Here is a 13,669-nt window from a genome sequence, read left to right as displayed (position 1 = left end):
AAACATTCATATAATTTACTTATGATGATGTAATAAGTGGTAAATAGCACCAATCATTCCTGCACAATTACCGTTTTGTGCAAGTTCAATCTCACAATTATTATAAATCTCTTGATTTAAGTATTTACTGACCTCTTCTTTTACTTCTTTTAAAAACTCATTTCCTCTATCGGTAATTCCTCCCCCAATAATAATTGTTTCTGGATTAAAAATATAAGCAAGATTACTAATTCCGATTGCCAAATGTTTAAAGAAAATCCCAACTGCTTGAGCAACTTCTCTATCTCCTTTATCATACAACTCAAAAATTGTTCTCCCATTCCACTCGCCTTTGCCTTTATATTTTCTTACAAGCCGAATTAATCCTGAAATCGAAGCAACCTCTTCAAATGTTTTTCCTTCTATTAGCATATTCCCCCATTCACCAGCACTAAATGAATGTCCTCGGTACAATTCTCCATCTATAAAAATTGCTCCCCCAACTCCTGTTCCAATGGTGAGCATAATAAAGTTCTCTTTCTCTCTTACACTACCATTCCACTTTTCTCCAAACGCTGCACAATTCACATCATTGTCAATCGATACTGGAACTTTTAATATCTCTTGCAATCTATTAATAATAGGAATAGTACTATATCCTGGAATATGATCCGCGCCTCCCGTCACAATTCCCTTATTAATATCAACAATTCCCGCAGTGCTAATACCAATTCCGGCAATAGTATGTTCATTCATTAATTTTTTTGATAAAAGAATGAGTTTTTGAATAATTTGTTCTCCGCCTAAGTGAATTTCTGTTGCAACTGTTTTACGCTTTAATACTCTCCCTGCTTCTGAAATAATGCCATACTTAATTTGCGTACCGCCAATATCAAACGCTATATACTCTTTCATCTACTGCCACTTCCTCTACCGTTATGAATGTAAATTCTCCACCTCTATTATTTGTAGGAAATCTACATTAACTCTTTTCTGCTTTGACAAATATACCACCTTTTTCTATATATAGTTTTTTTTGCATAAAACTCTTTTTCCTAAGAAATATTACAAAGGGATGTATTTTAGATGGAACATTCATTTCTTAGGAGGAAAACCATGACGAAAATCTTCATTTTAGCATCAACACTCTCTCTATCTTTTTTTAGCGGTTTAAATATCGGTAATGCTGCAACTGAAAACTTCCAACCATTAACAAACGCTATTGTACAAAATAGCGATCATTTTGCAGAAGGAAACTCAAAGGATAATAATAAACCTCCAGGAAATAACGGTTCTCAGGACGATAGTGGTTCCGGTGGCAGCGGCTCTGGTGAAAACGGCTCTGGTGAAAACGGTTCTGGTGAAAACGGTTCTGGTGGCGATGGCTCTGGCGGCAATGGTTCCGGCGGTAACGGTTCTGATGGCAGTGGCTCTGGCGGCAATGGTTCCGGCGATAACGGTTCTGGTGGCAACGGTTCTAGCGGCAGTGGTTCTGGTGGCGATGGCGGCAACGGTTCCGGTGGCAGTGGTTCTGGCGGTAACGGTTCTGGTGGCAATGACTCTGGTGGCAGTGGTTCTGGCGGTAACGGTTCTGGTGGCAACGGTTCTAGCGGCAGTGGTTCTGGCGGCTCTGGCGGCAACGGTTCCGGCGGTAATGGTTCCGGTGGCAGTGGTTCTGGTGGCAATGACTCTGGTGGCAGTGGTTCCGGCGATAACGGTTCTGGTGGCTCTGGCTCTGGTAGCAACGGCTCTGGTGGCAGCGGTTCTGGCGGTAACGGTTCTGGTGGTAACCGTTCTGGTAGCAACGGCTCTGGTGGCAGCGGTTCTGGCGGTAACGGTTCTGGTGGTAACCGTTCTGGTGGCGATGGTTCTGGTGGCAGTGGCTCACACGGCGGTAATGGCTCTCAAGGGGGCAATCGTGTTAAAGGCGATAGCAATTCTCAGGAGGGCAACGGTTCTCAAGGGGGTAATGTAAAAGATAATACGAAAAAACAAGGTGATAAATTACCGAATACCGCAACGCATTACCCTATATCTATTTTAATGGGTCTTTCAACATTCCTAATTGGTATGTTACTGTTTATTCGTCGTAAAAACGTAAAATAAGAGCAACATACTTCCATCTAAAGAATACATGAAATACTTTATAAAACTAAAAAGGACTTTGGATTGCATTTTATTATGCAGCCCAAAGTCCTTTTTATCACCTATCAGAAAAAGTATTAATACGCTTTTCCCCAATACACCATTTGTTTAGCTTCTTTACCACAACAAATGCATTCTTCAGCTAAATGCTCTTGCTCAAAAGGCATACAACGTGAAGATACTCCAACTTCTTCTTTTAGTTTTTCTTCACAAGCTAATTCCCCGCACCACATTGCCTTAATAAAGCCTTGCTTTTCGTCAGCTATTTTTTTCATCTCTTCGAAATTTGTCGCAACATACGTATTCTCATCGCGAAATGCTTTTGCTTTATCAAATAAAGCAATATGAATTTCTTCAAGTAATGCTGGAATACGTTCTTCTAATTGATCCATTGGTACAAACTCTTTTTCCTTCGTGTCTCTTCTTACAAGTACAACTTGATTCTTTTCAATATCTTTAGGGCCAACTTCTAATCGAATTGGAATCCCCTTCATTTCATACTCATTAAATTTCCAGCCTGGTGTTTTATTACTAGCATCTATTTTTACTCGTGCAACCTTTTGAATATGTCCTTGTAACTCTGTTGCTTTTGCTAAAACTCCTTCTTTATGCTGAGCAATCGGTACAATAACAACTTGCACTGGAGCGACTTTTGGTGGCATTACAAGTCCATTATTATCACTATGAACCATTATTAGCCCGCCTATCATTCTTGTTGATACACCCCAAGATGTTTGGTGCACATATTGCCACTTACCGTTACGATCTAAAAACTTAATATCAAATGCTTCAGAGAAATTCGTTCCAAAGTTATGAGAGGTTCCTGTTTGAAGCGCTTTTCCATCATGCATTAAACTTTCAATTGTATAAGTTGCCTTTGCTCCAGCAAACTTCTCCTTTTCTGTTTTTTGCCCTTTAATAACTGGTATCGCTAAATAATCCTCACAAAAAGAAGCATATAAGTTTAAAATATTTAATGTTTCAGTCTGCGATTCTTCTGCCGTTTCATGGATTGTATGACCCTCTTGCCATAAAAATTCAGTCGTACGAAGGAATGGCCTAGTTGTCTTCTCCCAACGAACTACTGAACACCACTGATTATATAACTTTGGCAAATCATTATAGGATTGCACAATTTTTGAAAAGTGCTCACAGAACAAAGTTTCAGATGTAGGACGTACACAAAGTCTTTCCGCTAACTTTTCATCTCCACCATGCGTAACCCATGCTACTTCAGGAGCAAATCCTTCAACATGATCCTTCTCTTTTTGCAATAAACTCTCTGGGATAAACATTGGCATATATACATTTTCATGGCCAGTTCCTTTTAACTTCTCATCCATCACCTTCTGCATATTCTCCCATAAGGCATAACCATACGGACGTAAAATCATGCACCCTTTTACACTTGAATAATCAACAAGTTCGGCTTTTTTTACAATATCGGTATACCACTGCGCAAAGTCCTCTTCCATCTTCGTAATGGCTTGCACTTGTTCTTTTGCCATAGTCAGTCTTCCTCCTTCTAGAAAATACAAAAAAGCCCGCGTCCCTAAATAGGGACCGAGCTTTGCCGGCGTTACCACCCTGATTCATGCACAAAAATTGCGCATGCTCTCTTTTTGATAACGGGAAATTCCCGCTGCATATGCAGAACTCAAAGGCAGGTTCCATATTGCCTTTTTAAGAATCTTTCAGCCTGACGGATTCTCTCTCTGCTAAAAAGGTTGAACATGTACTAGTCCTTTTTCATCGTTATAACGAAATAAATTTGTTGATTATCATAATACAAATTCTTTTTTAAAACAATAGCTAATTTTCTTATTTTTATATATCCTTTTCATTTTTTGCAGTTTTATACGTAGCTTTTCCGCGTAATTTTCACAAGTTGATGTGCAATCATACCGATAAGTGTACCAAGTAGGACAAAGAAACCAATAAATCCATATCCCATTCCTTCCCACCCACCAATAACCATCATTGTAACGGGAAAGGACGCTAAGCAAAGAAGTATTAAACTAAGTGCAAATATAATATCAAACTGTTTGTCTGGAAACCGTTTCTTTAGTAAATATGAAATAGCAAATACAAGGATAATCGTGATTCCGCCAATGATGTAAAAAATACCAAATTCATCTAACCAATCCATAGTGTTCCCTCCCTCCATAGATTCCCTTATACTTAATTATATGTTTAATTTTTCTGAAAATAAATAATAAACTTTCACCTAAAAATATATATTTATTACTAGGTGTTAATAGTAATATATAATAATAGGTTTTATATAATCAGGAGGGAACTTTATGGATAAAGCATTAACAAACCACGTCATCATTTTATCATTCGACTGTTTATCAGCTTTAGATTTTCCTATACTACAAAAACTACCTCATTTCCAATCTCTAATAAAAAAGGGCACGGTTGTCGAAAAAGTAGAACCAATTTATCCTTCTGTAACATATCCAAGCCACTCAACAATCGTAACTGGTAATTACCCTAACAAGCACGGTGTTGTTAGCAATACGTTACTTCAACCAGGGCGTGAATCACCTGATTGGCATTGGTACCGAAAATCAATAAAAGGAACAACATTGTATGATGAAGCGCGCAAAGCAAATTTAACGACAGCTGCCCTTCTATGGCCTGTTACTGGAAGAGCGAACATCGATTACAATTTACCAGAAATTTTCCCCAATAGACCTTGGCAAAATCAAGTGTTAGTTTCCTTATTTAGCGGTAGCCCACTATACCAATTAGATTTAAATCGTCGTTTCGGCCATATAAGAAATGGTTTATCACAACCAGAGCTGGATGATTTCGTCCTCGCCTCTGCTGTGCATACAATCCAGACGAAAAAGCCTAATGTCATGTTCGTACATTTCACCGATCTAGACACACAAAGACACTATCACGGCTTTGAATCTAACGAAACAACAGCTGCTATCCAGAGACACGACAAACGTCTAGGGAAAATTATTCAAGCACTAAAAGAAAGTAACCTATACGAAGAAAGTACAATTATTGCCCTTGGTGATCATAGCGCTTTAAGTGAAAACAAATCCATCCAATTAAATGTGCTATTCCATCAAAGAGGACTTATATCTCTTAATAAAAAAGGAAAATTAGTAGACTGGAAAGCCTATTGCCAAAGTTGCGACGGCTCTGCCTATGTATATGTAAAGGACAAAAATGATATGGATACAATCCGGGAGGTACAACTACTCCTTGAAGAACTACTTCAAAATAAACAAAACGGAATTGAATTTATACTTCATGATGAAGCTGCCAAAGACTGCGGTGCAGACGGTAATTGTTTATTCATGTTAGAAGCACGAGAAGGGTATTATTTCACTGAAAACTATACAGGAGATTTTATAAAAGAAATTACTGAAAAAGATGTTACGCCTAGTAAAAAATATACATTTGGTACGCATGGATACTCTCCAACAAAACCTAACTATGAAACAATTTTTATCGCTGCTGGGAAAGGAATAAAAAGTGGCTTTACCGTCCCGTATATGAGACTTATTGATGAAGGTCCAACTATCGCTAGACTACTCGGTTTACACTTAGGTGAAACAGACGGAGCAATTGTAGAGGATTTACTCCAATTGTAAAGAACTGTGTATATATGTAAAAGTTATGTAAAATTCATCACTGTTTCTCTTTTTATAATTTTTATTTTTGTACACTGTTAGTAAAACAAATTTAAGGGGGAACATTATATGAAAAAAATGTCCAGACAAGAAAAAAGCTGGATATTATACGATTGGGCGAACTCTGTATACTCGCTCGTCATTACAACTGCATTATTTCCAATTTACTTTAAAGCAGCTGCAAAAGAAGCTGGACTATCTGGGGCAACTTCAACAGCATATTGGGGATATGCAAACTCATTCGCAACACTTTTAATTTCTATACTTGCTCCTATTCTTGGCACAGTTGCTGATTATAAAGGATTTAAAAAACGTTTTTTCACATTCTTCTTTGGACTCGGTATCGTATTTACAAGTATGTTAGCAGTCGTTCCAACCTCTCAGTGGTACTTATTGCTAGGGTGCTATATGCTCGCCTTAATCGGCTTTGCTGGAGCAAACATTTTCTATGATGCATTTTTAGTAGACGTCACTTCTGAAGATAGAATGGACCGAATTTCTACAAGAGGATTTGCATTAGGTTATATCGGGAGTACAATTCCTTTTATCGGTTGTATCGCTCTTATTATTCTTTCTCAAAAAGGAACTATTCCCTTATCGGTCGGCATTGCTAGTCAAATTTCCTTTGCAATAACAGCTCTTTGGTGGGGGTTATTTACAATTCCAATGCTAAAAAACGTAGAGCAAACACACTATATTGAGCGTCATCCAAGACCTATTAGAATGAGCTTCAAACGTCTTGCTGATACTTTTAAAAATATTAAAGAATATAAAACTGTATTTATGTTTCTAATCGCTTACTTTTTCTATATTGACGGAGTCGATACAATTATTACTATGTCTACCGCTTACGGAACCGATCTCGGTATTAGTGCAACGAATCTATTAATCATATTATTTGTAACACAAATTGTCGCTTGTCCATTTGCTTTACTATACGGAAAATTATCTGAAACATTTACTGGCAAAAAAATGCTATATGTCGGTATCATTATTTATATCATTATTTGCACATATGCTTATTTTTTAAAAACGACACTTGATTTTTGGATTTTAGCAATGTTAGTTGCTACATCTCAAGGTGGTATTCAAGCACTAAGTCGTTCATACTTTGCAAAACTAGTACCAAAAGAATCTGCTAATGAATTCTTCGGATTTTATAATATATTTGGGAAGTTTGCCGCAATTATGGGTCCGGTATTAGTCGGTGTTACAACGCAATTAACAGGAAAAACAAACGCTGGTGTTCTTAGTATTATTGTTCTATTTATTATCGGAGGATTCTTACTAACTAGAGTTCCAGAAAATAATACATCCGTTACACCACCTAGTCCAAAGACTAAAACGCTATAAGAAAAGATCCTCTTCTCATAAGAAGAGGATCTTTTTTATTTTTAAAGGTGCGCCTTATAATGAACGACTCTACTGCTTGTACAAAAATAATTTATCAACAGTTGTTCCTAATACTTCAGCTAAACGGAACGCTAACGCTAAGCTTGGATCATATTTATTATTCTCAATTGCATTTATCGTTTGTCTAGAAACCTTACATTTATCAGCTAATGCGCCTTGTGAAATATTATTTTCAGTGCGTAATTCATAGATTTGATTTTTCACACCATTGCTCCTAACCTGTAAAATCGTTTTTACAACATCAGTATATAATTGGCTCATATAGTTGTCAAAAGTTCCTCAAAGAAAAAAGGAGCAATATTGCTCCCTTACAATAGTTATTTTGAAGCTAATGAATTTGTTAGTGCCTCTTTGTTAGCGATATCTTCTTTCTTTATTTGCATACGTACAACTGGCCCTATCGCTAATAAAATAAGTGCCATCGCTATACAAAACACAGTAACTAGTGAAGTTAGTTCCTTTAATCCTCCAGCTAATGAAGTTCCAATTAGCATTGCCCCCATAAACAGTGGTAAAATCGTTCCATTTACTCTTCCAACCATATTTTCTGGTACAAGTTGAATCATAAGCGTACCGACAACAATATTAACACAAGCTAAACAAATACCTGTTCCAAATCTCATGAAACTAGTAATCCAAAATGATGTAGATAGCCCTTCTACTAAAAATGAAAGGGCTAATATACCCATACCGAATACAAACATCTTTTTCGGATTCACTTTTGAAGCGAAAACTGCAGCAACAATACCACCGAGTAACATACCTATTCCGTCAGCTGCCGCTAAATATTGAACAGCTTCTTTTTCCATACCTAAACGTTCAATTACAAGGAATACTTCTAATGGATTCGTTAATCCAACAGCTAAACCCATAATTGTAAAAGTGATCGTAATCATACGTAAATTTTTCGTATGAAGAACATACTTCCAACCTTCTTTTATATCATTTTTTAATGAGTCTCTCGCCACCTGCTCTTTTTCAACCCATTTCGGTAAGAATGAAAGGGCGATAGCAGATAACAAAAATAAAATGATTAAGCTATATAGTGATGTAAATAAACCAAGTTGTGTATACACAAGCGATCCCACCACTGGTCCAAAAATCAGAAATAATGACTGTAATGTTTGGTTAAATGCAATCGCATTTGCTACCTCTCCTTCTTTTACATAGCGCTTAAATATACGCGAAGATGAGGGCTGAGAAAACTGACCTACAATCGCGGAAATGAGTGTTGCAAAAAATATAGCCTGCCAATAATCCAGCTTTAACAACAAGACAATTCCTATAATAGACAGTACACTTAATACATCTCCAGCGACCATTGTTCTTTTCGGATTCCAGCGATCAGCTAGCGCACCACCGATAAACGAGAAAATAAAAATAGGTGCATATTCCATAACTGATAACAACGAAACAGAAACTGGATCATTATTCGTTCGCTCCATTATAAAATACAAAAGAGCCATATTTCTGATCCAAATTGCAAATTGTTGTAAAATATCAGACGCCATAACGAGCATAAATGCTCGGTTTTTAAATAAAGCGTTCATTTTCATTCCCCTTTCATAAACCGACCGTTCGGTCTAATTTATTTTGTAAGAAAAGCAACTGACCTATTATTCAGCTGCCATTCCTTTTAACAATACATCTATTGCCTTTTTATAAATACGTTTCAGCTCTTTATAATTTAATTCGTAGTAAAGCACTCCAAGTCCTGATAATAATCCGTTTACAATATACATAAGATCACGAGTATTATCTTCACGGAACTCTCCAGACTGTATACCTACTTCAATTAATTTCTCAAACATAACATATGATTCTCTAGTTAAAGCTAACAGTTCATCCAGAATCTCTTTACTTACAACTTGGCTCATAGAGAATTCCTCTATTGCATTTGAAATTGGTTGCTGTATGTCCTCTACATGATATTCCGCGAGACCATATAGTTTTTCAGTACTAGTGCTATACAACTTCTCTTTTTCATTCCATTTTTCAATCCAATCATACGTATGCTGTTTCACTACAAATAAAAATAATTCTTCTTTACTTTTAAAGTGATAATAAATACTTCCTTTACTTCGCTCTGTAATTTCACAAATCTCTTCCATAGATGTAGCTGCGTAGCCCTTCTGTGAAAATAGACTTTCTGCTTTATATGCAATTTCTTTCTTTATCTCTTCTGCGCTTCTTCTCATATTCACACCTCTTTAAACCGACCGTTCAGTCTAATAATAACAAATCAAAAACCTCTATCGCAAGAGGCTATATTCCTTATTTAAGAAAACGTACTTTCAAACCAAGTTCGAATCATATGTATGGTTCCAAATTTAAATGCTAATTTAACAAGAAATACGCCTCCTGCAGCTAATAAAAATAACACTACTTTCCCCTTATTTTTCACTTTCGGTTCCCTTTTCATTTCCATTCCCCTTAGTATGTTAAAAATATTAAACAAACGTTTGTTTAACTGTGTTTATGCATATGTAAGCCGACTAATCAAACGTTTGTTTAAAAAGAAATACGCCTATATAAGGCGCATTTTTATCAATCACCACCGCCACCACAGCTTCCTCCGCTATCTCCCCCAAAAGATCCTCCACAATCATGTGAGCCGCCATCATGCGAGCTATCATTATCAGATCCAGCAAAGAAAAATAATGGTGATGAGCTGTTAGATGAATTATGAATGTTATTTTGTTTTGTAAGATTTACCTTCTTTTTGTTCGATCGAACTGCTGTTACGATTGTTCCAACTACAACAAATAATAGTATGACAATAATAAATTCCATTTAAAAGCCTCCCTTATTCCTCGAATAATTGAATGGTTCTCTCTAAATTTTCAAGTGAAATGAAGCGTGATTCACGAAGAATTTCTTTTCCATTATGAAATAATAAAATTGTTGGCCCTGTAAATACTCCATATCGCCCCGCAATCTCCTGCATGTCTTGTAGTAATATCTCTATTTTCTCTACGTAATCATAATTCTCTAATACGCAATTTACTTTTCTTAGCATAACATCACAAACACCACAATTTTCCGTTTTAATAAACAGAAGTACCAATTGTTGTTCTTCAATATAGGTCGCTAATTCTTCTATCGTTTTAAATGTAGTCATCTTATCCCTCTTAGCGTAATTTACGAAATACTTTGTCTTGATACATACGAAAGCTGAACTATCTTTAATCTTTCTCTTTTCCATTACCTGCTGAAAACGAAGCGTTTTTGCTGTTAACTCTTCTCGTAATCTCTTTCTCTCTTCTTCATCATAACAGCAAGCAATTAGATCCTCTATTTTTAATATATCTTTTTGTAGTTCCATTTCTGGTGGAATCATTCCCGCATTTTTTAAAATTTTATAACTCATTCTAAGTTCTGGAGGTACCATTGAAAGATCTTCTAATTGTAGTGGTTTTCCTTTTCCCGGAAGATAATCAAGATCACCATTCCGTATTGCTTGTCGAATTTTTTCTTCAGCAATGTTCAAAAACACATCCACACCATTCCCTCCTTTACATATTTTTACTATTATTTTACATGATATTTCCTTATCTTTCTACGTCTTTAATAATTGGCTCCATACAATTTTTTCTCAAATTTATTTATAATAAGCTTTTTCCTCCCATACCAATCTTTCGTTTTCATATATAGTTTGTATTCAAGCCTTTTTGTATTGAGAAAGTCTTTTTTAACTTAATAAAGCGTTTACACTAAATCTTACATTTGTTACGATTTAATCACCCCCAGCTCCCTTGTATAGACTTCGTGATGTCTGATCATTTTATCTAGACGTTTCACACGTCTAGATTCATTTTGATTTATTGGCGTATGCCTTTAAATATATCTTTTATTTTGAAAGGAGAAATGGCTATGAGGTCTCAAAAATTCACACTGCTATTACTATCCCTACTACTTTTCTTACCTCTTTTTCTCACAAATTTTATTACTCCAAATCTCGCATTAGCAGATTCACCAAAGCAAAGTCAAAAAATTGTTGGGTACTTTCCTTCGTGGGGCGTTTACGGACGTAATTATCAAGTTGCTGACATTGATGCATCAAAACTTACTCACCTTAACTATGCTTTCGCGGATATTTGTTGGAATGGAAAACATGGAAACCCTTCTACTCATCCTGATAATCCAAATAAACAAACGTGGAACTGTAAAGAATCTGGTGTACCATTGCAAAATAAAGAGGTTCCTAATGGTACTCTTGTACTCGGTGAACCATGGGCTGATGTTACCAAATCGTATCCTGGCTCAGGGACAACTTGGGAAGATTGCGATAAATATGCCCGTTGCGGAAATTTCGGGGAACTAAAACGATTAAAAGCTAAATATCCTCACTTAAAAACAATTATTTCCGTTGGTGGCTGGACTTGGTCTAACCGCTTTTCTGATATGGCCGCTGATGAAAAAACAAGAAAAGTATTTGCTGAATCTACAGTAGCTTTTCTTCGCGCATATGGGTTTGATGGCGTAGATTTAGACTGGGAATATCCGGGCGTTGAAACGATTCCTGGTGGTAGTTATCGTCCTGAAGATAAACAAAATTTCACTCTCCTTCTTCAAGACGTCCGAAATGCTTTGAATAAAGCAGGTGCTGAAGATGGCAAACAATATTTACTAACAATCGCTTCAGGTGCAAGTCAACGCTACGCTGATCATACAGAACTAAAGAAAATTTCTCAAATACTCGATTGGATTAATATTATGACATATGATTTCCACGGCGGATGGGAAGCTACTTCTAATCATAATGCAGCTCTATATAAGGATCCAAATGACCCAGCAGCAAATACGAATTTTTACGTAGATGGTGCTATAAATGTTTATACAAATGAAGGTGTTCCAGTCGATAAACTAGTATTAGGCGTACCCTTTTACGGACGTGGCTGGAAAAGTTGTGGCAAAGAAAATAACGGACAATATCAACCTTGCAAACCAGGTAGTGATGGGAAACTTGCTTCTAAAGGTACTTGGGATGATTACTCTACCGGTGACACAGGTGTGTATGATTACGGTGATTTAGCAGCCAATTACGTTAATAAAAATGGTTTTGTACGCTACTGGAATGACACAGCTAAAGTACCTTACTTATATAATGCAACTACAGGCACATTTATTAGCTACGATGACAATGAATCTATGAAATACAAAACAGACTATATAAAGACGAAAGGTTTAAGTGGAGCAATGTTTTGGGAACTAAGCGGAGATTGCCGTACAAGTCCAAAATATAGTTGCAGTGGTCCAAAATTACTTGATACGCTAGTAAAAGAATTACTTGGTGGACCTATTAGTCAAAAAGATACTGAGCCACCAACGAATGTTAAAAACATTGTAGTTACGAATAAAAATTCAAACTCAGTTCAATTAAACTGGACTGTATCTACTGATAACGTAGGAGTTACGGAATATGAAATTACTGCTGGAGAAGAGAAATGGAGTACAACAACAAATAGCATTACAATTAAAAACTTAAAACCTAATACGGAATACAAATTTTCGGTAATTGCCAAAGATGCTGCTGGAAATAAATCACAACCTACCGCTCTTACTGTCAAAACGGATGAAGCTAATACGACACCTCCTGATGGAAATGATACTGCTACATTTTCAGTCACTTCGAATTGGGGCAGCGGTTATAACTTCTCGATTATAATCAAAAATAATGGAACGACTCCTATTAAAAATTGGAAATTAGAATTTGATTATAGCGGCAATTTAACACAAGTTTGGGATTCTAAAATTAGTAGTAAAACAAATAATCATTATGTAATTACGAACGCAGGATGGAATGGTGAAATTCCTCCTGGTGGATCTATTACAATTGGCGGTGCAGGAACAGGTAATCCTGCCGAACTTTTAAATGCCGTCATTAGCGAAAACTAGACGTAATATCCATTAATTACTTCAATAAAGTTTGAATTTAGGTTTGAGCAATACCTCCTAAATTCAAACTTTTAATTTTATGAAAAATCAAAAATATCACAATAACCTATTATAATTATATTTAATTTCTAATATGAAGTTTATATGAAGTTCATTTGAATTTTACATGAATTTCCTTTAATTTCTATTGTCTTCCTATAATATCCATATTATCCTTTACATAAAGGAATTATTTTTATTCCATTTTTAACTATCTATATATATAAAGAAAGATAGTCACCTGTTAGGGAAAGGCTTTCGTATTATAAATATAACAAAAGAAAAAGCACGCTTATAAGCGCACCATAAGAGTGCTTCTTCATACAATTCTCATGTAAGAGTTCTCGAAAATCATGTTAATCACAAAGAAAAGGCATTAGCTCATAAAAGCTAATGCCTTTTCTTTATTCATATTGTTGAGTATTCCATTCTTCTATATTTCATAATTTTGTTATCTACGATTCATAGAAAGAAGGTTCATGTGAGACAATTAAAACCGTTCCTTTGTATTGTTGTAACGCTTCCTGTAAAGCCATCTT

13 protein-coding genes, 1 pseudogene and 1 other annotated feature are annotated in these 13,669 nt (G+C 36.0%); of the genes and pseudogenes, 4 read left to right on the top strand and 10 right to left on the bottom strand.

The genetic code is table 11. The features are described 5' to 3' along the window. Window positions 1-15 precede the first annotated feature (15 nt). Complete coding sequence (locus tag BHV55_RS02385; RefSeq protein ID WP_070758068.1) at window positions 16-894, bottom strand: ROK family protein; 879 nt, start codon at window positions 892-894, stop codon at window positions 16-18. Window positions 895-1,095: 201 nt separating this feature from the next. Between BHV55_RS02385 and BHV55_RS02380 the strand changes: the two genes are divergently transcribed. Continuing rightward, entirely contained in the window at window positions 1,096-2,085 is a 990-nt protein-coding gene (locus BHV55_RS02380; protein ID WP_168369330.1) for an LPXTG cell wall anchor domain-containing protein, read from the top strand. Window positions 2,086-2,201: 116 nt separating this feature from the next. Here BHV55_RS02380 and proS read toward each other — a convergent pair whose 3' ends face one another. After that, window positions 2,202-3,632, bottom strand: a complete 1,431-nt coding sequence (proS, locus tag BHV55_RS02375; RefSeq protein WP_065704939.1) for a proline--tRNA ligase — start codon at window positions 3,630-3,632, stop codon at window positions 2,202-2,204. A 47-nt stretch (window positions 3,633-3,679) separates the two neighbouring features. Beyond that, window positions 3,680-3,886: a binding site (T-box leader), on the bottom strand. Window positions 3,887-3,979: 93 nt separating this feature from the next. Beyond that, window positions 3,980-4,273: a YesK-like family protein gene (locus BHV55_RS02370; protein ID WP_070758064.1), complete on the bottom strand. Its 294-nt coding sequence runs from the start codon at window positions 4,271-4,273 to the stop codon at window positions 3,980-3,982. A 154-nt stretch (window positions 4,274-4,427) separates the two neighbouring features. Between BHV55_RS02370 and BHV55_RS02365 the strand changes: the two genes are divergently transcribed. Then, window positions 4,428-5,741, top strand: coding sequence for an alkaline phosphatase family protein (locus tag BHV55_RS02365; RefSeq protein ID WP_000356419.1), 1,314 nt, complete (start codon window positions 4,428-4,430; stop codon window positions 5,739-5,741). Between the two features lie 108 nt (window positions 5,742-5,849). After that, entirely contained in the window at window positions 5,850-7,133 is a 1,284-nt protein-coding gene (locus BHV55_RS02360) for an MFS transporter (protein ID WP_000738812.1), read from the top strand. A gap of 69 nt (window positions 7,134-7,202) precedes the next feature. Here BHV55_RS02360 and BHV55_RS02355 read toward each other — a convergent pair whose 3' ends face one another. From BHV55_RS02355 to BHV55_RS02325, 7 genes and pseudogenes are all read right to left on the bottom strand, one after another. Then, entirely contained in the window at window positions 7,203-7,454 is a 252-nt protein-coding gene (locus BHV55_RS02355; RefSeq protein WP_002023181.1) for a helix-turn-helix transcriptional regulator, read from the bottom strand. Window positions 7,455-7,510: 56 nt separating this feature from the next. Then, complete coding sequence (locus BHV55_RS02350; protein ID WP_000992568.1) at window positions 7,511-8,743, bottom strand: MFS transporter; 1,233 nt, start codon at window positions 8,741-8,743, stop codon at window positions 7,511-7,513. 66 nt (window positions 8,744-8,809) lie between these two features. Then, window positions 8,810-9,391, bottom strand: a complete 582-nt coding sequence (locus tag BHV55_RS02345) for a TetR/AcrR family transcriptional regulator (protein ID WP_070758061.1) — start codon at window positions 9,389-9,391, stop codon at window positions 8,810-8,812. 80 nt (window positions 9,392-9,471) lie between these two features. After that, the gene (locus BHV55_RS02340) at window positions 9,472-9,615 is read right to left on the bottom strand and encodes a hypothetical protein (RefSeq protein WP_000817981.1); all 144 of its coding nucleotides are present in this window, start codon (window positions 9,613-9,615) and stop codon (window positions 9,472-9,474) included. A gap of 125 nt (window positions 9,616-9,740) precedes the next feature. Next, window positions 9,741-9,986: a hypothetical protein gene (locus BHV55_RS02335; RefSeq protein WP_000394369.1), complete on the bottom strand. Its 246-nt coding sequence runs from the start codon at window positions 9,984-9,986 to the stop codon at window positions 9,741-9,743. Between the two features lie 13 nt (window positions 9,987-9,999). Further along, window positions 10,000-10,314 (bottom strand): thioredoxin family protein, encoded by a 315-nt coding sequence (locus BHV55_RS02330; RefSeq protein ID WP_000206517.1) that lies wholly within the window; start codon window positions 10,312-10,314, stop codon window positions 10,000-10,002. Between the two features lie 10 nt (window positions 10,315-10,324). Beyond that, window positions 10,325-10,695, bottom strand: a pseudogene (locus tag BHV55_RS02325) (DnaJ family domain-containing protein). 371 nt (window positions 10,696-11,066) lie between these two features. Between BHV55_RS02325 and BHV55_RS02320 the strand changes: the two are divergent. Beyond that, entirely contained in the window at window positions 11,067-13,091 is a 2,025-nt protein-coding gene (locus BHV55_RS02320; protein ID WP_070758059.1) for a glycosyl hydrolase family 18 protein, read from the top strand. Window positions 13,092-13,669 lie beyond the last annotated feature (578 nt).

This window comes from Bacillus sp. RZ2MS9, from assembly GCF_001816185.2.
Lineage (GTDB): Bacteria > Bacillota > Bacilli > Bacillales > Bacillaceae_G > Bacillus_A > Bacillus_A cereus.
The sequence above is the reverse complement of the archived record's forward strand: the minus strand, read 5'-3'. Positions and strand labels throughout refer to the sequence as shown.